Below are 22,283 nucleotides of genomic sequence, written 5' to 3' on the forward strand. Positions count from 1 at the left end.
ACACGTCGATCGCATCGTCGGCCGCTGACGGTAGCGTTGAACCGTGAGCGTGTGGAGTGAGCTGACGGGGCAGGACGCCGCGATCGCGCTCTTCCGCGCCGCGGCCGAATCTGCCGAAGCCGGAGCCGGGTCCGCGGGCTCGAGCGCGCAGCAGATGACCCACTCGTGGCTCGTCACGGGCCCGCCCGGATCGGGGCGTTCGAACCTCGCGTACGCCTTCGCGACCGCGCTCATCTCGGGCACGGCCGACGGCGACGAACGAACGCAGGCGCAGGTCGATGCGCGCAGCCACCCCGACCTGCACGTGCTCGCCACCGAGGGCGTCATCATCAAGCGCGACGACGTGCGCGACATCGTGCGCCGCTCGCACTACGCGCCGTCGATCGGCCGGCACCGGGTCATCATCGTCGAAGACGCCGACCGCATGACCGAGCAGACCTCGAACTTCCTGCTGAAGGAGCTCGAAGAGCCGCCCGAGCGCACGGTATGGATCCTGTGCGCACCGAGCGAGGCCGACCTCATCCCGACCATCCGCTCCCGCGTGCGCTCGGTGCGCCTGCAGGTGCCGAGCATCGCGGATGTCGCAGCACTCCTCGAACGCCGCGACGGCGTCGACCCCGTGCTCGCCGAGCGCGCCGCCCGCGAGTCGCAGAGCCACATCGGCATGGCGCACCGGCTCGCGACCAACGAGGAGGCGCGGCGACGCCGATCCGAGACGCTCGAACTCGCCCTCGCCGTGCGATCCGCGTCGGGAGCGGTGACGACCGCCGCACGCTTCATCGAGATCGCAGGTGAAGACGCCAAGGCGATCGGCGAACTGCGCGACGCGGAGGAGCGCGCGAGCGCCCTGCACTCGCTCGGCGTGGCTCCCGGCCAGGCGGTGCCCAACGCGCTGCGACCGCAGCTGAAGGCGCTCGAAGACGACCAGAAGCGCCGCGCCACCCGAAGCCTCCGCGACGGCATCGACCGCATCCTCGTCGACCTCGCGTCGCTCTACCGCGACATCCTGCTCATCCAGCTCCACGCCGACGTGCCGCTCGTCAACCGGGAGCTCGAGGCGGGCATGCAGCGCGCCGCGGCATCCGCGGCGCCTGCTCGAACGCTCGCGACGCTCGACGCGATCCAGCAGGCGCGCACCCGCATCGACGGCAACGTCTCGCCGGCGCTCGCGCTCGAGGCGATGCTGGTCTCCGCCATCCGACGACCGTCCACAGAACGAGGGGCTGCATGATCGACACGACCACCGCCAGACGACGGCGCCGTCCTGAGCCTGTCGAAGGGATGCCGCGTGGCACGCGTGCCGTCGCGATCGTCGGCGCCCTCGCGGCACTGCTCGCCCTGAGCGGCTGCGTGCCCGCGTTCCTGAACCCGCAGCAACCGGTCTCGACGCCGACGGGTGAAGAGGTCTCGGCCGATCTCGAGCCCTTCTACACGCAGGTGCTGAAGTGGGAACGCTGCGGTGACGGCATGGGCTGCACCACGGCGAAGGCGCCCCTCGACTGGAGTGACCCGTCGGCCGGCGAGACCGAACTCGCCCTCGTGCGCCACGTGGCCACGGGAGAGAAGCTCGGCTCACTGCTCGTGAACCCGGGCGGACCCGGCGGCTCGGGATACGACTTCGTGATGGACTCGCTCGACTACGCCGTCGGGCAACCCCTGCAGGAGCGCTTCGACGTCGTCGGATTCGACCCCCGCGGCGTCGGCCGCTCGTCGGGAGTCGCCTGCTACGACGCCCCCGAGATGGACGAGTACCTCTACGGCATCACGCCGGGCGTGCGCGGCAGCGACGAGTGGATCGCCGAGGTCGAATCGACCGAGCGGGCGTTCGGCGAGGCATGCGCCGAGAACACCGGCCCGCTGCTCGGCAACGTCGACACCGAGAGCGCGGCGCGCGACATGGACCTGCTGCGCGCGATCCTCGGCGACGAGGAGCTCAACTACCTCGGGTTCTCGTACGGTACCTTCCTCGGCGCCACCTACGCCGAGCTCTACCCCGACAAGGTCGGCAAGCTCGTGCTCGACGGGGCGATCGACCCCTCGGCGAGCGAGCCCGAGGTTGGGCGGGCACAGGCGATCGGCTTCGAGAACGCCCTGAAGGCCTACCTCGAGTTCTGCCTCTCGGGCAGCGACTGCCCGTTCAGCGGCACGGTCGACGATGCGCTCGACGAGATCAGCCGGCTCCTGGCATCCGTCGACCAGAGTCCGTTGCGCGGCACCGACGGCCGCCTCGTGGGCGCCGACACCCTCGTCACGGCGATCATCTACCCGCTCTACAGCGCGGACTCGTGGCCGTACCTGAACGACCTGTTCGAGTCGGTGATGTTCGGCGAGGCCGACACGGCGCTGACCTTCGCCGACCTCTACAACGGGCGCAGCGAAGACGGCACCTACCTCGACAACTCGGCCGAGGCGTTCACCGCGGTCAACTGCCTCGACTACACGTACCAGTCCGATGTCGAGGTGATGCGCGAGAACGCGGCGGCGACCGCAGAGGTCGCGCCCGTCATCGGCCCGTACTTCGGGTTCGGTGACCTCGGCTGCATCAACTGGCCGTACCAGAGCGACGCCGAACGCGCAGAGATCCACGCGGAGGGCGCCGCGCCGATCCTCGTCATCGGCACGACCGGCGACCCCGCGACGCCGTACGAGTGGGCCGTCGCCCTCGCCGAACAGCTCGACAGCGGGGTGCTCATCACGTACGAGGGCGAGGGGCACACCGCCTACAACAAGTCGAACGCGTGCGTGAACGACGCCGTCGAGTCGTACTTCATCGACGGCACCGTTCCCGCCGGCGACCCGAAATGCTGAAGGTGGTCAACGGGGCTCCCGAAACCCGCTAACATGGATTCTCGTGCCAGTCGGTGCGCCTCAGGTGCTCCGGATGCCACGCCGCCTTAGCTCAGTCGGCAGAGCGTCTCACTCGTAATGAGAAGGTCGTGGGTTCGATTCCCACAGGCGGCTCCAACGAGAACGGCCTGGAGAGATCCGGGCCGTTCTGCATTTGGGGCTGCCGCGAATACGAGGGCGCCGTCATCTGGTCGGAGAATCCGATACGGTAGCGCCCATGGAACCCGCTAGAGCCAGCCGCGGCGTTTGAAGGTGCGGTAGACGACGAGATCGAGAACGACGGTCGTCGCTACGATCACGACCCACCCGAACTGCCACTGGACCAAGGGCAGGTTCTTGAAGTTCATCCCGTAGACACCTGCGATGAGCGTAGGGATCGCCAGCAGCGCAGCGAACGCGGAAATGGTCCGCATGTTCTTGTTCTGGCGGTATCCGACGTTGCTTTGGTGGTTCGCGACAGCGGCGTCCAATGCCGCATGCTGCGCGGCCGCGAGAGTGGCGACGCCAGTGGTGTCGTTGTAGAGATGGCGGAGATACGGTGCGAGAGTCTGGTCTTCTCCGACGAGCCTTGCGAGGTGGTCGCGACCTCCCTCGAGTGCCGAGGCGAGGCCCCCGATGGCTCGGTCGATCCGGCCTATCCGTCGGCGAAGGCTGTAGATGCGAACGAAATCCTCCTGTGTATTGCTGTCGAAGACCTGCGTTTCGAGCTCATCGAGCTCAGCCTCGATCTGCGCCGCGGTGCCGACGTACGCTTGGACGATCGAGTTCAGGATGCGATATGTCGCCGCAATCGGTGATGTCGCCGGGACTGGACCGGCTGCTGTGAGGATGCGCTCCAGGTCCGGCATCGTCGGATGGGCCCCCCGCTGTACGGTCAGCAACCACCGGTCACCGATGATGAGGAAGAGTTCACCGCGCACGTCGGGCTCATCCTCGTTCAGTACGTCGTCCCAGACCGTGAGGTAGAGCTGCTCATCGAAGGCTTCGAGCTTCGGTGGCTGCCGCCCCTGCATCAGGTCCTCGGCGACAACAGGATGGAGGCCCAACTCCCGCGCCATCGCGGCCGCATCTTCTTGGTCCGGGTTCGATGCATGCAGCCACTTCCACACCCGGTTCTCACCAGGCGGGTCCTCAGCCTCCGGCTGAGCAACACCATCATCCGTGAAGGTGACTGTGGCGAATGGCATCGGCGCGGGGTCGGTCCCGCTCATCGTGTCCTCGATCCCTTGGTCTGTGAAGGGTCGCACACTCTCATCCTTGGGGGAATGGACTGAAGCGCGTTGAGGTCTCGCGCTCCTGTGGGCGGCCCCTCAGTCGGACTCTCTGCAGCCCGACCATTCGATTCTCGGTCGGCTGCCGCTGCTGCGGGAGGGACTTGACATCGACGCGACGACTCCTCCGAAGACTACTTTCGCCGCAGTCGCTGAGTGAGACCGATCGCCGCGTGGTCGCAGCATGGGCGGCCGCTCGAGTGCGACGCCGGCTGAGCATCCGGGGTGGCGCACACCGGACTTGACCTCAAGTCGACTTGAGCATTCAGACTGCCGATGCCACCGAACGAAAGGGCTTCCCGTGACGATCTGGACCTGCGCCACGTGCGCGATCGAGCACGCTGACACCGCCACCCCGCCCGCGTTCTGCGCGATCTGTTCCGACGACCGCCAGTTCGTTCCGGCGAGCGGACAGCGGTGGACGACCCGGGAGGAGTTGGCCGGCACGGGCTATCGCGTCACCACATCCGAGATCGAGCCGGGCCTGCACGGCATCACCACGGAACCGGAACTCGGCATCGGGCAGCGCGGGCTGCTCGTGCAGACCGAGGCCGGCAATCTGCTCTTCGAGCCCCCGGGATTCATCGACGACGCGGGAGTGGACGCGGTGCGCCGTCTCGGCGGCGTCGCCGCGATCGCGTCGAGCCATCCGCATCTCACCGGGTCGTCCATCCAGTGGAGCCACGCATTCGACGGGGTGCCGGTCTACGTCGCGCGGAAGGACGAAGCGTGGATCCGGCGACCGGACCCCGCGATCAGGCTCTGGCAGGACCGCGTCGAACTCCTCCCCGGGCTCGTGATGCTCGAATGCGGCGGCCACTTCGCGGGCAGCAGCGTCGTGCACTGGCCGGCTGGAGCCGAGGGCCGAGGGGTGCTCCTGACCGGCGACACGATCGCGATCGGAGCCGATCGCGCATCGGTCAACGTCATGCGCAGCTTCGTGAACAACATCCCGCTCCCGGAACGGGCGGTGCGTCGCATCATGAACACGGTGCTGCCACTGGAATTCGATCGTCTCTACGGCGCCTTCGGCGAGTTGACCGCGCGAGCGCACGACATCACCGAGCGCTCCCTGCTCCGCTATGTCAGCTGGCTCCGCGACGAGGTCCCCGAATGAGCCGGTGCATCGTGCAGGTGATCGATGGCTGCGTGCCGATCAGCGCTGCATCGTGCGGGCAGTATGAGAACCTGTCGACATGCTTTCGCCGCAGTCGTTGAGTGAGACCGATCGCCGCCTGGTCGCAGCATGGGCGGCGGAATGCGCCGAGCGGGTCCTGGGCCTGTTCGAGGAGGAGGCCCCTGCAGACGATCGACCGCGTGATGCCATCGCTCGGACTCGGGCGTTCGCTCGCGGTGATCTCGATGCCGCCGGCGAGATACGCCGACGTTTCGTCGCCGGTCGAGCTGCGCACGCGGTGAGTTCTCCCGCGGCAGTGGCGGCCGCGCGGGCCGCCGCACAGGCCGCCGGCGTCGCTCACATGGGCGCGCATGCTCTGGGCGCGGCCGCCTACGCCGCGAAAGCGGTGGGGCTTGCCGTTCCGGATCGACCCGATGCCGTCCGCGATGAGATCTCCTGGCAGGTCGAGCACATGACCGACGAGACGAAGTCCGCCCTTCGACAGCTGCCGCCCGTCGGCGAGGACACCGCGGGCCCGCTCGGCTCGGGACTGCTCGCGTCGGGCATCCTCGGATCGACGATTCGCGAGATCCAGGCCGCCATCGGCAGCACCTCCCCGCAGCAGAGCGCCCGGTAGACGATCGGCACCCGGCAACTGGCATCCTGCGCACACACGAACGGCCCGGGATCGCCGGGCCGTTCGCATCTCACGCGAGGAAGAGCGCGTGTGGTTCAGGAGTCACTTGAGCGCCGGGCGCAGGGCGGCCGCGAAGGCCTGGTACCCGGCGGCGTTGGCGTGGAACGAGTCGTTCGAGCGCAGCCAGCTCCAGTCGTTGATCCACGGCGCGGCACTGCCGATGCCGTGACCGGTGAAGGGCGCTTCGACGTCGACGTACACGGCGCCGGCGAGCACCGCCGCGGCCTCGATCGCGTCGTTCAGGGCGACGGTGCCGGTGTTGACGCGGGTCGCCCACTGGTAGCGCGAGGTCGGCGCGAACAGCAGCGGGTATCCCGTGACGACCACCCGGGCGTTCGGGGCCTTCGCCTTGATCGCCGCGATGGCGTTGCGCACGTTCTGGGCGAGCACACCGTTCTGCACCATGGTCTCGCCCGCGATGATGTGCGTCTCGCACGTGCTGTTCACGAGCACGAAGCAGTTCTGCATCACGTTCGCGAAGCCGACATCGTTGCCGCCGACGGTGAGCGTGACCCGCACGGCGTTCGCCGGGAGCGCGGGAACCTGCTTCGAGACCACGTCGGCCGTGGTCGCGCCGCGGCAGGCCGGTCGAGCGGAGAGTGCGAGGTTCGCATCGGCGTCGAGCAGTGCCGGGTATCCCTTCGAGCTGGTATAGCAGCTCGTCTCGAGGTAGCTGCCGGCGCCGAGGCCGGCCGCGTAGGAGTCGCCCAGTGCCGCGTAGGCGAGTTGGGCGTTGCCGCCCCCGCCGCCGGGCTTGCCCTTGCCCGAGGGCGCCGCCAGTGCCGGCGACGCGACCGAGCCGAGGGTGATCAGCGCTGCGAGCAGCGCCGCCGCGAGTGCGAACCGCGGCCGCGACGACCCGTTCACGGCAGTGCCGATGCGGTGAGGAGCGCTTCGCGATAGGCGGAGTAGCCGGCGGCGTTCGGGTGGAGGAAGGTGATCGGGTCGGCTGGGTTCTCGCCGAGCCACGAGGCGCCCGAACCGACGCCGTGACCGGCGAACAGCTCGGTCACGTCGACATACCCTGCGTCGACACCGGATGCCGCTGCGCTCGCGGCGCCTGCAGCGATGAGCGAGTTCATCGCGGCGGTGAGCGCGTTCACCTGATCGGTGAGGGGGAGCAGCCCCGGCTGGAACGGGATCGCGTACCCGGTCACGAGGACCTCCGCCCCGGGGGAGCGCGTCGCGATCGCCGTGACGAGCCCCGCGATGTCGACGGTCAGCTGCCCGGAGGCGAGGTAGTCCTGCGCGGCCTGTACGGCGAGCAGGCACTCCAGGGCGGGCTCCGGGATGGAGCACGCCGCCAGGATGCCCGTCAGGTCGACCTCGTTCGCGCCGACCGTGAGGGTCACGAGCGTCGTGCCGCGGTTGACCTGGGAGAGCTGGTTCGCAGCGACATCCGCGATCGTCGCTCCGCTGCAGGAGGGATTGCGCAGCAGGTTCGTGCGCGGCGCGGCGTCGAGGAGCGTCGGGTAGCCGCTCGGGCTTCTGAGGCAGGCGTCGACATAGCCGCCCGCGCCCTGCCCTGCTGCCACGGAGTCGCCGAGGGCGACGTACTTGGCGACGGGCGACGACGACGTCGCTGAGGGTGGCGCGGCAGCGGCCGGGCCGGCGATCCCCGCGGGGATCACCACGAGGGCGATGATGGCCGCGGCGGCACTGCCGATGACGCGGCCCTTCCAAGCGAATACAGCCGTCATGGCTGAACGTTAGACCTGATCGTGAGGAAACCACATGATCCCCGAACAGGGGGAGGGTGCCGGCGGCATAGGCTGTCGGCATGACCGAACGACTGCGGTGGGGCATCCTCGCCACCGGCGGCATCGCGCACGCCTTCGCCAACGACCTGAAGCTCAACGGATTCACCGTGCAGGCGGTCGGGTCGCGCTCGCAGGAGAACGCCGACGCGTTCGCCGCCGAGTTCGACATCCCGAACGCGCATGCCAGCTACGAAGCGCTCGCCGCCGACCCCGAGGTCGACGTGATCTACGTCTCCACGCCGCATCCGATGCACGCCGCCGGCGCCACCCTCGCGCTCGAGGCCGGCAAGCACGTGCTCGTCGAGAAGGCGTTCACGGTCAACGCCGCCGAGGCGCGAGCGCTCGCCGAGCTCGCCGCGGCGAAGGGCCTGCTCGTGCTCGAGGCCATGTGGACCAGGTACCTGCCGCACATGGCGCGCATCCGCGAGATCATCGCGGCGGGCACGCTCGGCGAGGTGCGCACGCTCATCGCCGACCACACCCAGCTGCTCTCCGACGACCCGGCGCACCGCATCAACGCGCTCGAACTCGGCGGCGGAGCCCTGCTCGACCTCGGCATCTACCCGATCTCCTTCGCATGGGACCTCTTCGGCGCCCCCGCGACGACCCAGGCATCGGCGACCTTCAAGTCGACCGGCGCCGACGCGCAGGTGGCCGTCGTCTACAGCTACGAGGGCGGGCGCATGGCCTCCACCATCTCGGCGAGCGACGTGAAGGGGCCGAATACCGCGGTCGTGCTCGGCACCGAGGCCCGCATCGAGATCGACCAGGTCTGGTACTCGCCCACGACCTTCCGGGTCATCGCCGCCGACGGCACGCAGCTCGAGGAGTACCGCTCGGAGGTCGTCGGCCGGGGCATGCACTTCCAGGCCGAAGCGGTCGAACGGCTCGTCGCGGCGGGCACCCTCACGGGCGACCTGCTGCCGATCGACGAGACCGTGGCGATCATGGCGTCGCTCGACGAGATCCGCCGGCAGATCGGTCTCGTCTACCCCGGCGAGTGATCGGCAGCGCCCGATCAGCCGCATGATCAGGTTCTCTTGAGGATGACTCCGTAGGATTCCCGGGTGATCGACGAGACGGATGCCGCGGGGGAGACCCCCGACCCGAGCGACCCGTCGACCGCTGACGCCGACACGTCGGCCGCTGAGACCGCCGAAACGTCAGTCTCTGAGACCGCAGAAACGTCGGCAGAGGACGTCGTCGGTGCTCCGAGCTCCGACGCTGCAACGGCTGAGGCGCCCGACGCGGCCGACGACGCCGAATCCCCGAAGTCGGGTGTGCTCGCCGCGATCGCTGCATTCGCCCGCACGCATCGCCTGCCGCTCATGATCGCGGGCGGCGTCGTCGCCTTCGGCCTCATCGGCGCCGGCGCGGTCGCCGCCGGCATCGCGAGCAACGGCGGCGGAGCGGCATCCGCTGCCCTCGCGACGACGACCCCGACACCCACACCCACCGCCGACCCCGCCCGGCCGGTGCCCGAGGCGGTCGCGGCGGCGAGCCGGCTGCGCACCTGCTCGGTCGCCGATCGCGCGGCCGACGGGCGTCTCGCCAACCTCCAGGCGCAGGTGATGAACGCCTCCACGGGCGAGGTGCTCTACGACCGCGGCGGAACGACCGCCTCGCGCACCGCGAGCGTCATGAAGGTGCTCACGTCTGCCGCGGCCCTCTCGGTGCTCGGGCCCGACTACCGCACCCCGACCACCGTCGTGAAGGGTTCGGAGCCGGGCTCGGTCGTGCTCGTCGGCGGTGGCGATGCCACGCTCTCCCGCACCTCGAGCGGCACCGAGACCGTCTACCCGGGCGCCGCGCACCTCGACGACCTCGCCGCCCAGGTCGAGGCGGCGTGGGACGCCGATCCCGCGAACCCGCCGCTGACGAAGCTCATCCTCGATGCGAGCTACTTCGGCGGCGACGAGTGGGAGCCGAGCTGGGCGCTCAAGGAGCGCGACGACGGCTACATGTCGAACATCGCCGCCCTCATGGTCGACGGCGACCGCGACGACCCCGGGTCGAACACCTCGTGGCGCAGCGACGACCCCGTGGGCCGCGCCGGCGACGCCTTCGCCGACGAGCTCGGCGGCATCGAGGTGATCGAACGCGGCGTCGCCCCGGCCGGCGCGACGCAGCTCGGCCAGGTGCAGTCGCCGACCGTCGCGGAGCTCGTCGACAAGGCCCTCGTGGTCTCCGACAACACCGCGGCCGAGATGCTCGCCAGGCTCGTCGCCATCGAGACCGGTTCGGGCAACACCTTCGGCGCGATCAACGCCGGAGTGCTCGAGGGACTCGCCGCCTACGGCATCGACACCACGGGCATCACGATCGTCGACGGGTCGGGGCTGTCCGACAACAACGCGGTGCCGCCGTCGTACCTGACCCGGTTGTTCGTGAAGATCAACGCGCGCGAGGGCAACCTCGGCGTGCTCATGGACGGACTGCCGGTCTCGGGCGAGCGCGGTTCGCTCAGTTACGACGACCGCTTCGCGGGCGACAACTCGGTCGCCGACGGTGCGGTCTCCGCCAAGACCGGCTGGATCGACACCGGCTACACGCTCTCGGGCGTCGTTCGGGCAGAGGACGGCGCGACCCTGACCTTCGCGATCTACGCCCTCGGCGACGTCACCGATGAGGCGAAGCAGGCGATCGACACGCTCACGACGGGTTTCTACCTCTGCGGCGACAACCTCGCCAACCTGTGACGGGCGCGGCTCGCCGAGCGTTGAGTGCCAACCCCGACGTCGACACGTCGGCCGTCGACGCGATGCTCAGGCAGCGGTCGTGCGCGCGCGGAATGAGCTCGGCGGCTCGCCGAACTCGGCTCGGAACGCGCGGCTGAAGTGCGCGGCATCCGCGAAGCCCCACCTGGTGGCGACCTGGCCGATGGGGCGGTGCGCGGTCAGCGGATCGCCGAGCTCGCGGCGACAGCGGTCGAGTCGGCGCGCCCTGATGAACGTCGAGACCGTGAGCCCCTCCTCGTGGAAGAGCGCGTGCAGGTGCCTGGTCGAGATGTAGGCAGCCGCGGCGATGCTGCCGGGCGTGAGATCGGGGTCGCCCAGGTGCTCGTCGATGTAGCCCTGAACGCGTCGGAGCATGGCTCGGTGCGGTCGATCGGCGTCGCGTGCCACGTCGAGTTCGCGTGCGTAGAGGGTGGTCACGAGGTCCACGGCGTTGCGGGCGAGCCGACCGCCGATCGGCCCGTCGAGCTGCTGCAGGTCGCCCGCGAGTTCGCCGAGGAAGCGGGCCACGACCCGTGCGAGCCCGGTGCCGCCGTCGATGGTTGCCGCGGTCATGCCGCGTACGGCGTCGGTGGGCAGTTCGAGCGCGCGGTGCGGCACCATGAGCACGAGCGTGCTGAACGCCTCCTCGAACACGAGCGTGTACGGCGAGTCGGTGTCGTAGACGGTGAGATCGCCGGGGCGGAGCACCGCCTCGCGGTTCTCCTGGATGAGCAGGCCCGTGCCGGCCAGTTGTAGGCCCACCTTGAAGCAGCGGTGGCTCGAGCGGGCGACGAGTTCCGGCGTGCGGTGGATCTCGTGGCCGTCGGCGGTGACGACCGAGACGTGCACGTCGTCGTTGGTCGAGGCGCGGATGTCGCCGCGGAACGAGTCCTGCCGGTCGGAGCGCACCTGCAGCGGCACGAAGGACTGCGAGACGAGTGCGCTGAACGCGCCGAAGCCGAGCGGCAGGGCCGCCCGGTCGAGTGGGGCGGAGCGCACGGATTCGTCGAGCACGGGCATGCACCTCATCTCCGGGGGGACGGACATCGACGTCCGGGTGGGGAGACTCTACGCCTGTCGAGACAAAACCGACAGTGCGAGCCTGCGTTCGGGGACAACCACCCTTCGCTCTCCGACAAGGCCGGAAGGTTCCGGACGGGAATCATGAGCCGGAACCGGGCGACGCCGCCGTGGCTCGCTCCCCGTCGGATAAGGAACCCCCAGCCATGACCTCCACGACGACCACTCCGCCGAAGCAGAGCGGCGGCCTCGGCCGCCGCCGCTTGGGCGTGCCATCCGTCACCCTCATGATCATCGCGGCGTCCGCCCCGCTCACCGTCGTCGCCGGCGGCGTCACGACCACGTTCGCGGTCACGGGCGTGATCGGCGTGCCGATCGGCTTCATCGTGCTCGCCGCGGCGCTCGCCGTGTTCGCCGTCGGCTACGCCGCGATGAGTCGGTACGTGACGAACGCGGGCGCCTTCTACGCCTACATCGCGCAGGGCATCGGCCGGCCGTTCGGCGTCGGCGCCTCGCTCGTGGCGCTCGTCGCGTACAACGCCATGCAGGTCGGCATCTACGGGCTCTTCGGGTTCCAGATGTCGATGTTCCTCGAGGCGAAGCTCGGCATCGCGACCCCGTGGTGGCTCTGGATCCTCGTCTGCATCGGCGTCGTCGCCGTGCTCGGGGTGAACCGCGTCGACCTCTCGGCGAAGGTCCTCGGCATCCTCGTGGCGCTCGAGTTCCTCGCCGTGCTGGTCTTCGACATCGTCTCGTTCTCGGTCGCACCGGAGGGCGTGAGCACGGCGGGCCTCGAGCTCTCGAACCTGTTCGTGCCGGGCGTCGGTGCCGTGCTCTCGTTCGGCATCGCCGCCTTCATGGGCTTCGAGTCGGCCGCGATCTACGGCGAGGAGTCGAAGGACCCCAAGCGCACCGTCGCCCGCGCCACCTATGCGGCCGTGGCGATCATCGGCGTCTTCTACGCGTTCAGCGCCTGGGCTTTCACCGTGGGCATCGGCCCGTCGCAGATCGCCGAGGCCTCTGCGACGTACGGCCCCGACCTCATGTTCGTCTTCATGAGCGAGCACGCACCGGTCATCATCAGCGACCTCATGCAGGTGCTGTTCCTCACGAGCCTGTTCGCGGCCCTGCAGTCGTTCCACAACGCGGTCGCGCGCTACCTGTACTCGCTCGGACGCGAGGGTGTGCTGCACCCCCGACTCGGCTCGGTACGCGTGGTCTCCCGTGCGCCGTGGGCCGGTTCGCTCGCGCAGACGATCATCGCGCTCGTGGTCACGCTCGGCTTCGTCTTCGCGGGCGAGGTCATGGGGCTGAAGAACGACTTCGCACCGACGGAGTTCCTCTACCCGGTGCTCACGATGTTCACCTGGCTGACCAACACGGGGGCGATGGGGCTCGTGCTGCTCATGTGCATCATCGCCATCTCGGTGATCGGGTTCTTCCGCCGCGACCGGCGCGGACTCGGCCGCTGGTCGACGTTCATCGCACCGCTCATCTCGGCGGTCGTGCTCTTCACGGTGTTCGTGCTCATCGTCGCGAACTTCAACGTGTTGCTCGGCCAGGCCGAGACCACGCCGGTGACGTTCGTGCTGCCCGCGCTGCTCATCGTGCCCGGCGTGCTCGGCGTCATCTGGGGCTTCGCCATCCGGAAGCGGAATCCCGAGCTGTACGCCCGCATCGGTCACGGTATCGAGGAGGCTGAGGCCGACCTGATCGACGGCGAGGGGCACCGCGGGATCTGAGCCGTGAGCAGTGGCGGCCGGTGCCCGGCGCGGTTACGAGCCGAGGGCGGCGACGGCGGCCGGGGCGGCCATGGCGGCGAGCATGACGGTCATGCCCGCCGCCATCGCCCCGTGTCGCAGCGCCGCCCGTCCCGACCGCACGGCCCTGGCCGCCACGCACGCGCCGAGCGCGATCACGGCGATCACGGCCGGCCACTGGAACGGCAGCACGGTGCCGCCGTGGTGGACGGCGGACGTCGCGGACGTCGCCGCGGCCGCCCCGACGCCGGCGAGCAGCCATCCGGTGGCGATCAGGGCGAGGGCATGGTGCAGGTCGGCGAGCGGACGGCCGCATCGTGTCGACGGGTCGGGGCGACGGATGCCGCGGCGGGTCCGGATGCCGATGGCGAGACCCGCGGCGACGAGGAGCGCCGACCAGGCGAGCCCGGGCAGCAGGCGGGTGAACACCGTGTCGAGCATTGCAGCGGCCATGACGAGGGCGGCCACGACGTCGAGAGCCCGTACCCGGCCGGGCGCGAGCGCGGCGGCCGTTCCGGTCAGTGCACCGAGGAGCATGACGCCGTGCGCGATCTCGACCATTCGTCTTCCGAATCTTCCCTGTTCCGGTGCGTGCGGTTATATTACTCGACAAACGTAGAGAAAAAAGGTGCAACATGACAGCGACGTCCACCCTCCACTCGATCGGCCGGCGCCCCGGTGCGCCGTCGCACGCCGTCGCGAACGACCCGCTGCGCGGACTCTCGGCCGACGAGATCGACGCGGCCCGCGACATCCTGCACGAGGCCGCGCTCATCGGCGAGGCGACGCGATTCGTCTACCTCGGCCTCGACGAACCGGCCAAGGCCGACGTGCTCGCGGGCGCTGAACTGCCCCGCATCGTGCGCGCCCTGGTGCTCGACCGGTCGACGGGGGCGTCGGCCGACCTCCGCGTCTCGATCACCGACCGTGCGGTGCTCTCGAACGAGGCGATCGACGGCGCGAACGGCCACGTGCCGATCCTCGACGTCGAGTTCGAGGCGATCTACGACCTCCTCGGAGCCGAGCAGGCGTGGCACGACGCCCTCGCCAAGCGCGGCATCACGCACGAGCAGGTCGCCCTCGCGCCGCTCTCGGCCGGCAACTACGGCTTCGAGGCCGAGGCGGGCCGTCGCGTCATCCGCGTGCTCGCCTTCATGCGCGAGAACGAGCAGGACCACTGCTGGGCCCACCCCGTCGACGGCCTCTGCGCCTACGTCGACATGATCGAGGGGCGCATGTTCGAGCTCATCGACCACCACGTCTACGACATCCCCGCCGAGGGCGGCAACTTCGATGACCCGGCGGTGCAGGGCGCGCCGCTCGACACCCTGAAGCCGATCGAGATCAGCCAGCCCGAGGGGCCGAGCTACTCGGTCGACGACGACCGGGTGAGCTGGGCGAACTGGCGCTTCTCGCTCGCCTTCGACGCCCGAGAAGGGCTCGTGCTGCGTCGCATCCGCTACGTCGACGCCGACCAGGGCGGCGAGGAGCGCGACATCGTCTACCGCGCCTCGATCGCCGAGATGGTCGTGCCCTACGGCGACCCCTCACCCGCGCGCTTCTGGCAGAACTACTTCGACACCGGCGAGTACGTGTTCGGCCGCTACGCGAACTCGCTGCAGCTCGGCTGCGACTGCCTGGGCGAGATCCGCTACTTCGACGCGACGATCGCCGACGAGTTCGGGCACCCCCGGGTCATCCCGAACGCCATCTGCATGCACGAGGAGGACTACGGCACCCTCTGGAAGCACACCGACATCTACACCGGCTCGAACGAGGTGCGCCGCCAGCGCCGGCTCGTGATCAGCTTCTTCACCACCGTCGGCAACTACGACTACGGTTTCTACTGGTACCTCTACCTCGATGGCACCATCGAGTGCGAGGCCAAGCTCACGGGCGTGCTCTTCACGTCGGCCTTCGACGCCGCGGCCGGAGACCATGCCAGCGAGGTGGCGCCCGGCCTCGGGGCGCCGTACCACCAGCACCTCTTCAGTGCGCGCCTCGACATGATGGTCGACGGCCTCGCCAACGCGGTCGACGAGGTCGACGCCGCAAGGGTGCCGATGGGCGAGGGCAACGCATATGGCAACGCCTTCACCAAGCGGAGCACGCGCCTGCGCACCGAGGTCGAGGGCGCGCGCGACGCGGATCCCATCGCCGGGCGCACCTGGCACATCGTGAACACCGAGAAGACGAACCGCCTGGGCCGTCCGGTCGGCTACGAGCTCATCGCCCAGGGCTCGCCCACCCTGCTCGCCGACCCCGAATCGGTCATCGCCAAGCGAGCCGGCTTCACCCGGAAGCACCTCTGGGTGACGAGGTACGACCAGGCCGAGCGGTACCCAGCGGGCGACCTCGTGAACCAGGGCCCCGGCGGCGACGGCCTGCCGCGTTACACCGCGGCCGACCGGTCGATCGACGGCGACGACATCGTGCTCTGGCACACGTTCGGTCCGACGCACTTCCCGCGCGTCGAGGATTGGCCCGTCATGCCCGTCGACACCGCCAAGTTCACGCTGAAGCCCTACGGCTTCTTCGGCCGCAACCCCACGCTGAACGTGCCGTCGTCGGCGGCGCTCGGCATGGCCTGCCACACCGGCGCCGCTCAGGCTGCCGGTCACGAGGCGAGCGGGCACGCGGCCCACGCGGTCCACGAGGGTCACGAGGCGAGCGGATGCCGCTGCGAGGCCGGGGCGTGCACCTGCGCCGGTCACGGGCACTGACCACGCGCTGACGTGTCACGGGCCGGATGTCGCAGCCGCGGCATCCGGCCCCATCCCCGTCGATCGTGTGCGGCGTCAGCGCAGCAGGTCGAGGTAGCCGTCGAGCAGTCGCGTGAGCCGCGCGGGCGCCGCGCTCGCGGGGGAGACGATGGCGATCACCTGCACGCCGTCGACGAAGGCCATGAGATGGTCCGTGGTGACGGCCACGTCGAGGTCGGCGCGCGCCTGGCCGAGCTGCTTCGCACGCTCGAGGTGATCGGCGATCTCGACCCGCCACTCGTCCATCGTGCGTTCGTGCAGGGCGAGCAGGTCGGGTTCGTTGGCCGCGTACTCCCAGAACGGGATCACGATGCGGGCCTCGAGGATGCGCTCCTCATCGAGCGGGAAGATCTGCAGCATGAGCTCGCGCAGCGCGGCCATGCCCTCGAGGCCGGCGCGAACCGTCGCGAACCTCTCGTTGGTCGCAGAGTAGACGTGCTCGAACGTGGCGCCGATCAGCTCTTCCTTGTTGCGGAAGTAGGGGGAGAGCCCGCCGTTGGCGACCCCTGCCGACTTCGCGATCTCGCGCATGGTCGTCGCGCGGAACCCCTTCTCGGCGATGAGCCGCCAGGTCGCGCGCACGATCTCGAGTCGGCGCTCGTCGTGGTCGACGATCTTCGGCATGGTCCCCTCTCGCGACCGGCGGCGCAGGCGTCGCGGTCGCCGTCCACGATACGCGTGCGGTGTCGGCCGACGCCGGAAGCACGCGGACGGGCCGGGAGCGAAGCGCGCTCCCGGCCCGTCCGCGGTGTCCGCGGAAGCTCGAGGATCAGCCGTTGATGACCTGCGGCACGCCGAGCGCCTTCAGGCCCTCGACGCCGAACTCGAGTCCGTACCCCGACTGCTTCGCGCCGCCGAACGGCACCATCGGGTGGATCGTGCCGTGCGAGTTGATCCACACGGTGCCGGCCTCGATGCGCGCGGCGACGCGGCGGGCCTCGTCGCGATCGGCGGCCCACACCGAGGCGCCCAGCCCGACCTCGACATCGTTCGCGAGGGCGATCGCCTCGTCGACGTCGTGGTAGCGGATGATCGGCAGCGCCGGACCGAACTGCTCCTCCTGCACGAGCGGGCTCGCGTTGTCGATGTCGGCGACGAGCGTCGTCGGATAGAAGTGCCCGGGCTGTTCGCGGTCGGGCTCGCCGCCGAGCAGCACGCGCGCACCCGATGCCTTCGCCGACTCCACGAGCCGGTCGACGATGTCGAACTGCTGGCGGTTCTGCAGCGGGCCGAGCACGTTCGCCTCGTCGAGCCCGACGCCCATCGGCATCGCGCCCGCGACCTCGACCAGGGCCTCGCACACGGCGTCGTAGACGCGGTCGTGAACGTAGAGGCGCTTCAGCGCGGCGCAGGTCTGGCCCGTGTTGATGAACGCGCCCCAGAACAGCCCCTCGGCGATCGCCTTCGGGTCGACGTCGGGCAGCACGATGCCGGCGTCGTTGCCGCCGAGCTCGAGCGTGAGGCGCTTGACGGTGTCGGCCGAACTGCGGATGATCGCCTTGCCGGTCGCCGTCGAACCCGTGAACATGACCTTGCCGACCGCCGGATGCGACGACAGCGCGGCGCCGATCTCACGGCCGCCCGAGACGATCTCGACGACGCCCTCCGGCAGGACGCGGTTGATCACCGCGATGAGCGCGAGCACGCTGAGCGGCGTGTACTCCGAGGGCTTCACGACCACCGTGTTGCCCATGCGCAGGGCGGGTCCGACCTGCCAGACCGTGATCATCTGCGGCCAGTTCCACGGGCCGATGGCGCCCACCACGCCGATCGGACGGTACTGCAGCTCGGCGTGCGTCTCGCCGTCGTCGAAGACCACCTCGGCCTCGAGCGGGGTCGCGGCGGCGGCGCGCAGCCAGCCGGACGCCCCGCCGACCTCGAACCGGGCGTTGGGGCCGTTCAGCGGCTTGCCCTGCTCGCGCGAGAGGATGCGCGCGAGCGCCTCGGCCTCGGCGTCGATCGCGTCGGCGGCCTGCATGAGCAGCTCGCTGCGCCGCTCATGCCCGAGCGCGGCCCATGACGGCTGGGCGGCCTTCGCGCGGGCGACGGCGCGTTCGAGGTCGTCGACCGTGTGCACGGGTGCATGTCCGACGACCTCGCCGGTCGCCGGGTCGAGGATCTCGCGTCGCTCGCCGTCGTGCGACTGGATCTCGGCGAGCAGGTCGTCGCGCGTCTGTTCGAGCACGGGGGTCGGGCTGTCCATGGTTCCTCCACGTTGAGTCGGGGTTCCACGGTAGGCAGGGCGGGTGCGCGGGGCCTTGTCCGTGCGTGCGGCGTGCTTGACCGTGCGCGCAGAACCGGAGGCGGTTCGCCATGCGCTGAACCGTGCGTCGAACCCTGCACGTCGCCGCCGATCGCTGGAAGAATGGACGCAGCGGCCGAGCCGTGCCGTGATCGACGTGCGAAGGAGCGAGCCATGACCCGGGCCCTGTTCATCATCGACGTGCAGAACGACTTCACCGAGGGCGGAGCGCTCGGCGTCGAGGGCGGAGCCGCGGTCGCCGCCGGCATCACCCGCCTGCTGCAGCAGCACCGGGGCGACTACGCGCTCGTCGCGGCATCCCGTGACTGGCACTCGGGCGAGCACGACAACGGCGGCCATTTCGCGGTCGATGCCGAGCCCGACTTCGTCGACACCTGGCCGCCGCATTGCGTCGAAGGCACTCCCGGTGCCGAGTATCACCCCGACTTCGACACCTCGGCCGTCGACGTGCACATCCGCAAGGGGCAGGGCGTGCCCGCGTACTCGATCTTCGAGGGCACGGATGACGCGGGCGCGAGCGTGAGCGACGTGCTCGCCGCCCGGGGCATCACCGACATCGACGTCGTCGGTCTCGCCACCGACTACTGCGTGCGGGCGAGCGCGCTCGACGCGGTCGAGCACGGCCAGCACGTGCGGGTCTTCACCGACCTCGTCGCCGGCGTCGCCGCCGAGTCGTCGGCGACCGCGCTCGCCGAGCTCGGGCACGCCGGGGTCGTCATCGCCGAGTCGACGGTGCTCGACGAGGCCGCCTCGTGAGGCAGGCCGGTCCGGCGACCACCCCGACCCTCTACGCGGAAGCCCCCGACGGGGTGCTCATCGGGTACCGCGTGCACGCGGTCGAGCCGACCGACGGCGGCGTCTCCGATGCCGCGCTGCCGCCCGTCCTCCTCGTGCACGGCTTCGCCTCCGATGCCGCGATCACGTGGGAGGGCACCGGTTGGGTGCGCGCCCTCGAAGACGCCGGGCGCACGACCATCACGCTCGACCTCCGTGGCCACGGCACGAGCGACAAGCCCGTCGACGCCGAGTCGTACGCACCGGAGCTGCTCGGGGCCGACCTCATCGCCGTGCTCGACTCCGCGGGCGTCGAGGTCGTCGACGTCGTCGCCTATTCGATGGGCAACCGCGTGGTCTCGGCGTTCGCGACGAGCGCCCCCGAGCGGGTGCGCCGGGTCGTCGTGGGCGGCGCCGGGCCGGACGAGCTCTTCGCCACGTGGGCGATCGACGACGCGAGGGCCGTGCTGCTCCGCGACGAGGCGCCGCGCGATCCGGTGATCGAGCAGGTGCTGCGCCCCGCGATCACGGCCGGCGCCGACCGCGAGGCACTGCTCGCCGTGATCGAGGGCGTCTCGGGCGCACCGCTGGCGATCCCCGGCGGCATCCCGGTGCTGTTCGTCGCCGGCGAGAACGATCCCGTGCCCGCCGGCGCGCAGGAGCTCGCCCGCGAGTGGGGCGCCGACTTCGTCTCGGTGCCCGACCGCGACCACGTCTCGACGCTCACGTCACGCGGGTTCAAGTCCGCGGCGATCGCCTTCCTCGCCGAGGGCTGACGAGGGCTGACCGCAGGGCGTGCCGCGACGATGCGCCGCCCGCCCCGCGGTCGGAGACGATGATCGTCAGATCGCGGCCTGCTTCGGTGCGAGCGGGGTCGGCTCCATCGGCTGGTCGTTCGCCGTCAGGTCGATGCCGTAGTCGCGTGCGTACACGACGCGTGTGGCGATGTCGACCTCGTCGCCGGCCTGCGTGAGCTCGAACACCCGGCCGCCGCGCATGCGGTTCCGCTCCGCTCCGGGCAGCCCGTACGCCCCGAAGCCCGTGCCCGGCGCGTAGCCGAGCAGCACGCCGTAGTAGTTGCCCACGTAGTCGTTGACGTGGTCGTGGCCGACGAAGACGCCCTTGACGTCGCCCCGCTCGAGGATCGCGTTGTACATGCCCGAGTTGAAGGGGCCGGGGCACTCGTCCTCGTTGCGCTCGCCGACGATGGCGTGACGGGTGCGTCCGCGCGCGGCATCCGCTTCGGTGCGGGTGTCGACGCCGCCCCACCACATGAACCGGTGCTCCCAGAGCGCGATGTGGACGAACATGAGGCCGGGCACCTTGCGCTTGAACTTCTTCTCGAGGCGCTGCGACTCCTCGCGGTACCACGACACCTGGTCCATGCGCAGCCAGTCCCAGGTGGGATACCCGGCGAAGTCCTGCCCGTCGATGGCGCCGGGAGCGTAGCGACCGGAGTCGAGGAGCCAGAGGCTGAAGGCGGTGTCGTTGCCGCGGCCCGCGGTGCGGATCGGCACGATCGTGTTGCCGGTGCCGGTGACGCCTGCGATGTTCTCGGCGTTCATGTTGAAGTCGTAGCTGCGGTAGAAGTCGAGCATCATCGCCTCGTCGACCCCCGACTGCGGCAGCGAGTCCTCGTCGTGGTTGCCGTAGGTGACCGCCCACGGGATGCCTCGGCTCTCCATCGGCCAGACGACGTTGTTGATCGCCTGCTTGACGGCGAGACGGGTCTCGCACCCGCCCGTGATGACGTCGCCGTTGATGAGCACGAAGTCGGGCGTCTCGGCGTCGAGTGTCTTCTCGATGAGTTCGACCGTGCGCCGGTCGGTCAGCTCATCGTCCTGCGTGTCGTTGAACTGAACCACCTTGAAGGTGCCGTCGGCGCGGAACCGCAGCTTCGGGGCCTTGGCGCGCGGGCTGCCGGTGGCGCCGCGGGCGGCGTCGCCGGACTCGGCGTGCGCGGTTGTCGGGAGCGCGGCGGCGCCGAGCACGCCGAGGCCTCCCGCCGTGAGGATGGTCCGGCGGCTGATGGGCGACTTCTCTGGCATCGGTCGTTCTCCTGTTCGTCGGTGGCGGCGCGGCAGGGGCGCCGCGGCCGACGCTAGGGATGACGGATGACCCGTGGGCGACGGGGAGGTGAACAGCGTGGAGCGCCGCGCCATCGAGGCGGAGCGGATCGAAGCGCCCGCAGAACGGCGCCGGGGGCGCAGGATCAGCCAGAATGGGTCGCATGGGAGATTCGACCGCAGATCAGACGCCGAAGGTCGGTGCCGCTCGTCGAACCCGATCTCCGGCAGGAACGGTGCGCCTCGCCGAAGTCGCCGCGATCGCGGGTGTCAGCGAGGCCACGGTGAGCCGCGTGCTCAACCGCAAGTACGGCGTCTCGGCGAGCACCCGGGAGCAGGTGGAGCGTGCACTCAAGGAGATCGGCTACGAGCGCGCGGTCAAGGGCGAGATCGTGCTCCTGCTCGTTCCCGCGCTCAAGGGTCCGATCTTCGCCGCGATGTGCACCGCGATCGAGAGCGAGTTGAACCCGCATGGGCTGCGCGCCGTGATCTGCCCGGTCGTGCCGGGCTCGGTCGTCGAGCGGGACTACATCGAGGTCATGCTCGACGCAGGTATTGCGGCCGTGGTGTTCCTCTCATCGAGCAACACGCTCCGCAACGCCGACCCCGTCGCACGGCAGCTGCTCGAGTCGCGCGGTATTCCGTACATGAGCGTCAACGGCGCGTTCGCGAATTCCCGCACCCCGGTCGTGTCCACCGACGACTGGCAGGCTGCCGAGATCGCGGTGTCGCACCTGTACGACCTCGGCCACCGGCGCATCGGGATGTGCGCGGGGCCGGTGGGCAACACCCCGGCCGACCGACGGGTCGAGGGCTTTCTCGAAGCGATGGACTCCCGGGGCCTGAGCGATGCGGAAGACCTCGTGGTGCGACACCATTTCAGCGTCGACGGCGGACGCCATGCCGCCGAGGAGCTCCTGCCGCTCGGGGTCACGGCGATCGTCGCGTCGAGCGACGACATGGCGCTCGGCGCGATCAGGGCGGCGACCCGGCGTGGCCTCGAGGTGCCGAAGGACCTCTCGGTCATCGGCTACGACGACTCGTACATGCTCGACTTCACCGACCCGCCGCTCACGACGGTGCGGCAGCCGGTCGAGAGCCTTGCGGAGAGCTGCGTGCGGACCATCGTCACCATGATCCAGAACCGCGCGGTGCAGGCGACCGAGGCGCTCATCGACCCCGAGCTCCGGCTGCGGCAGTCGACCGGACCGGCTCCCGTCTGACCGGTT

19 protein-coding genes and 1 tRNA gene are annotated in these 22,283 nt (G+C 70.0%); 12 read left to right on the forward strand and 8 right to left on the reverse strand.

The annotated features are described in order from the left end of the window. Nucleotides 1-43: 43 nt before the first annotated feature. From JOE59_RS03005 to JOE59_RS03015, 3 genes are all read left to right on the forward strand, one after another. A complete protein-coding gene (locus tag JOE59_RS03005) occupies nucleotides 44-1,231 on the forward strand; it encodes a DNA polymerase III subunit delta' (RefSeq protein WP_204458875.1) in 1,188 nt (395 codons plus the stop codon). Further along, nucleotides 1,228-2,808, forward strand: a complete 1,581-nt coding sequence (locus JOE59_RS03010; protein WP_204458876.1) for an alpha/beta hydrolase — start codon at nucleotides 1,228-1,230, stop codon at nucleotides 2,806-2,808. Before JOE59_RS03005 ends, JOE59_RS03010 begins: the two co-directional genes overlap by 4 nt. 80 nt (nucleotides 2,809-2,888) lie before the next feature. Then, nucleotides 2,889-2,964, forward strand: a tRNA-Thr gene (locus JOE59_RS03015). A 110-nt stretch (nucleotides 2,965-3,074) separates the two neighbouring features. On the opposite strand, the gene JOE59_RS03020 is transcribed toward JOE59_RS03015, so the two are convergent. Beyond that, on the reverse strand, nucleotides 3,075-4,094 hold the full coding sequence (locus JOE59_RS03020; protein WP_204458877.1) for a CorA family divalent cation transporter: 1,020 nt from the start codon (nucleotides 4,092-4,094) through the stop codon (nucleotides 3,075-3,077). 325 nt (nucleotides 4,095-4,419) lie between these two features. Here JOE59_RS03020 and JOE59_RS03025 point away from each other — a divergent pair, with 325 nt between their 5' ends. Both JOE59_RS03025 and JOE59_RS03030 read left to right on the forward strand, forming a co-directional pair. Beyond that, entirely contained in the window at nucleotides 4,420-5,235 is an 816-nt protein-coding gene (locus JOE59_RS03025) for an MBL fold metallo-hydrolase (protein ID WP_204458878.1), read from the forward strand. 79 nt (nucleotides 5,236-5,314) lie between these two features. Then, nucleotides 5,315-5,872, forward strand: coding sequence for a putative immunity protein (locus JOE59_RS03030; protein ID WP_204458879.1), 558 nt, complete (start codon nucleotides 5,315-5,317; stop codon nucleotides 5,870-5,872). A gap of 102 nt (nucleotides 5,873-5,974) precedes the next feature. Here the strand turns inward: JOE59_RS03030 and JOE59_RS03035 are convergent, their stop codons facing one another. Both JOE59_RS03035 and JOE59_RS03040 read right to left on the reverse strand, forming a co-directional pair. Next, nucleotides 5,975-6,799 carry an SGNH/GDSL hydrolase family protein gene (locus JOE59_RS03035; protein WP_204458880.1) on the reverse strand — a complete coding sequence of 275 codons (825 nt, stop codon included), beginning with the start codon at nucleotides 6,797-6,799 and terminating at the stop codon, nucleotides 5,975-5,977. Next, nucleotides 6,796-7,632 (reverse strand): SGNH/GDSL hydrolase family protein, encoded by an 837-nt coding sequence (locus JOE59_RS03040; RefSeq protein WP_204458881.1) that lies wholly within the window; start codon nucleotides 7,630-7,632, stop codon nucleotides 6,796-6,798. The genes JOE59_RS03035 and JOE59_RS03040 overlap by 4 nt, the downstream gene beginning before the upstream one ends. Before the next feature lie 80 nt (nucleotides 7,633-7,712). Here JOE59_RS03040 and JOE59_RS03045 point away from each other — a divergent pair, with 80 nt between their 5' ends. Then, nucleotides 7,713-8,696 (forward strand): Gfo/Idh/MocA family protein, encoded by a 984-nt coding sequence (locus JOE59_RS03045; protein ID WP_204458882.1) that lies wholly within the window; start codon nucleotides 7,713-7,715, stop codon nucleotides 8,694-8,696. A gap of 63 nt (nucleotides 8,697-8,759) precedes the next feature. After that, on the forward strand, nucleotides 8,760-10,391 hold the full coding sequence (locus JOE59_RS03050; protein ID WP_307836928.1) for a D-alanyl-D-alanine carboxypeptidase/D-alanyl-D-alanine-endopeptidase: 1,632 nt from the start codon (nucleotides 8,760-8,762) through the stop codon (nucleotides 10,389-10,391). Nucleotides 10,392-10,457: 66 nt separating this feature from the next. On the opposite strand, the gene JOE59_RS03055 is transcribed toward JOE59_RS03050, so the two are convergent. Further along, nucleotides 10,458-11,423 carry an AraC-like ligand-binding domain-containing protein gene (locus tag JOE59_RS03055; RefSeq protein ID WP_307836929.1) on the reverse strand — a complete coding sequence of 322 codons (966 nt, stop codon included), beginning with the start codon at nucleotides 11,421-11,423 and terminating at the stop codon, nucleotides 10,458-10,460. Nucleotides 11,424-11,635: 212 nt separating this feature from the next. Here JOE59_RS03055 and JOE59_RS03060 point away from each other — a divergent pair, with 212 nt between their 5' ends. Next, nucleotides 11,636-13,171 carry an APC family permease gene (locus tag JOE59_RS03060; protein ID WP_204458884.1) on the forward strand — a complete coding sequence of 512 codons (1,536 nt, stop codon included), beginning with the start codon at nucleotides 11,636-11,638 and terminating at the stop codon, nucleotides 13,169-13,171. A gap of 33 nt (nucleotides 13,172-13,204) precedes the next feature. Here the strand turns inward: JOE59_RS03060 and JOE59_RS03065 are convergent, their stop codons facing one another. Then, complete coding sequence (locus JOE59_RS03065) at nucleotides 13,205-13,750, reverse strand: hypothetical protein (RefSeq protein ID WP_204458885.1); 546 nt, start codon at nucleotides 13,748-13,750, stop codon at nucleotides 13,205-13,207. A gap of 74 nt (nucleotides 13,751-13,824) precedes the next feature. Here JOE59_RS03065 and JOE59_RS03070 point away from each other — a divergent pair, with 74 nt between their 5' ends. Continuing rightward, complete coding sequence (locus tag JOE59_RS03070) at nucleotides 13,825-15,912, forward strand: primary-amine oxidase (RefSeq protein WP_204458886.1); 2,088 nt, start codon at nucleotides 13,825-13,827, stop codon at nucleotides 15,910-15,912. 75 nt (nucleotides 15,913-15,987) lie between these two features. Here JOE59_RS03070 and JOE59_RS03075 read toward each other — a convergent pair whose 3' ends face one another. Beyond that, a complete protein-coding gene (locus JOE59_RS03075) occupies nucleotides 15,988-16,575 on the reverse strand; it encodes a TetR/AcrR family transcriptional regulator (RefSeq protein ID WP_204458887.1) in 588 nt (195 codons plus the stop codon). Between the two features lie 145 nt (nucleotides 16,576-16,720). Next, nucleotides 16,721-18,154, reverse strand: a complete 1,434-nt coding sequence (locus JOE59_RS03080) for an aldehyde dehydrogenase family protein (RefSeq protein WP_204458888.1) — start codon at nucleotides 18,152-18,154, stop codon at nucleotides 16,721-16,723. A 213-nt stretch (nucleotides 18,155-18,367) separates the two neighbouring features. On the opposite strand from JOE59_RS03080, the gene JOE59_RS03085 reads away from it, so the two are divergent. Further along, a complete protein-coding gene (locus tag JOE59_RS03085) occupies nucleotides 18,368-18,970 on the forward strand; it encodes an isochorismatase family protein (RefSeq protein ID WP_204458889.1) in 603 nt (200 codons plus the stop codon). Next, the gene (locus tag JOE59_RS03090; RefSeq protein WP_204458890.1) at nucleotides 18,967-19,764 is read left to right on the forward strand and encodes an alpha/beta fold hydrolase; all 798 of its coding nucleotides are present in this window, start codon (nucleotides 18,967-18,969) and stop codon (nucleotides 19,762-19,764) included. The genes JOE59_RS03085 and JOE59_RS03090 overlap by 4 nt, the downstream gene beginning before the upstream one ends. 66 nt (nucleotides 19,765-19,830) lie before the next feature. Here JOE59_RS03090 and JOE59_RS03095 read toward each other — a convergent pair whose 3' ends face one another. Further along, nucleotides 19,831-21,036, reverse strand: coding sequence for a metallophosphoesterase family protein (locus tag JOE59_RS03095; RefSeq protein ID WP_204458891.1), 1,206 nt, complete (start codon nucleotides 21,034-21,036; stop codon nucleotides 19,831-19,833). Between the two features lie 182 nt (nucleotides 21,037-21,218). On the opposite strand from JOE59_RS03095, the gene JOE59_RS03100 reads away from it, so the two are divergent. Beyond that, nucleotides 21,219-22,277, forward strand: a complete 1,059-nt coding sequence (locus tag JOE59_RS03100; RefSeq protein WP_204458892.1) for a LacI family DNA-binding transcriptional regulator — start codon at nucleotides 21,219-21,221, stop codon at nucleotides 22,275-22,277. Nucleotides 22,278-22,283: the final 6 nt, after the last annotated feature.

The organism is Agromyces cerinus (assembly GCF_016907835.1).
Taxonomy (GTDB): domain Bacteria; phylum Actinomycetota; class Actinomycetes; order Actinomycetales; family Microbacteriaceae; genus Agromyces; species Agromyces nitratus.

Bases quoted from the DNA above. Each gene is read 5' to 3' on its own strand.
- JOE59_RS03010 (WP_204458876.1), top strand. From the start codon at position 1,228: ATGATCGACACGACCACCGCCAGACGACGGCGCCGTCCTGAGCCTGTC.
- JOE59_RS03030 (WP_204458879.1), top strand. From the start codon at position 5,315: ATGCTTTCGCCGCAGTCGTTGAGTGAGACCGATCGCCGCCTGGTCGCA.
- JOE59_RS03040 (WP_204458881.1), bottom strand. From the start codon at position 7,632: ATGACGGCTGTATTCGCTTGGAAGGGCCGCGTCATCGGCAGTGCCGCC.
- JOE59_RS03045 (WP_204458882.1), top strand. From the start codon at position 7,713: ATGACCGAACGACTGCGGTGGGGCATCCTCGCCACCGGCGGCATCGCG.
- JOE59_RS03060 (WP_204458884.1), top strand. From the start codon at position 11,636: ATGACCTCCACGACGACCACTCCGCCGAAGCAGAGCGGCGGCCTCGGC.
- JOE59_RS03065 (WP_204458885.1), bottom strand. From the start codon at position 13,750: ATGGTCGAGATCGCGCACGGCGTCATGCTCCTCGGTGCACTGACCGGA.
- JOE59_RS03070 (WP_204458886.1), top strand. From the start codon at position 13,825: ATGACAGCGACGTCCACCCTCCACTCGATCGGCCGGCGCCCCGGTGCG.
- JOE59_RS03075 (WP_204458887.1), bottom strand. From the start codon at position 16,575: ATGCCGAAGATCGTCGACCACGACGAGCGCCGACTCGAGATCGTGCGC.
- JOE59_RS03080 (WP_204458888.1), bottom strand. From the start codon at position 18,154: ATGGACAGCCCGACCCCCGTGCTCGAACAGACGCGCGACGACCTGCTC.
- JOE59_RS03085 (WP_204458889.1), top strand. From the start codon at position 18,368: ATGACCCGGGCCCTGTTCATCATCGACGTGCAGAACGACTTCACCGAG.
- JOE59_RS03095 (WP_204458891.1), bottom strand. From the start codon at position 21,036: ATGCCAGAGAAGTCGCCCATCAGCCGCCGGACCATCCTCACGGCGGGA.
- JOE59_RS03100 (WP_204458892.1), top strand. From the start codon at position 21,219: ATGGGAGATTCGACCGCAGATCAGACGCCGAAGGTCGGTGCCGCTCGT.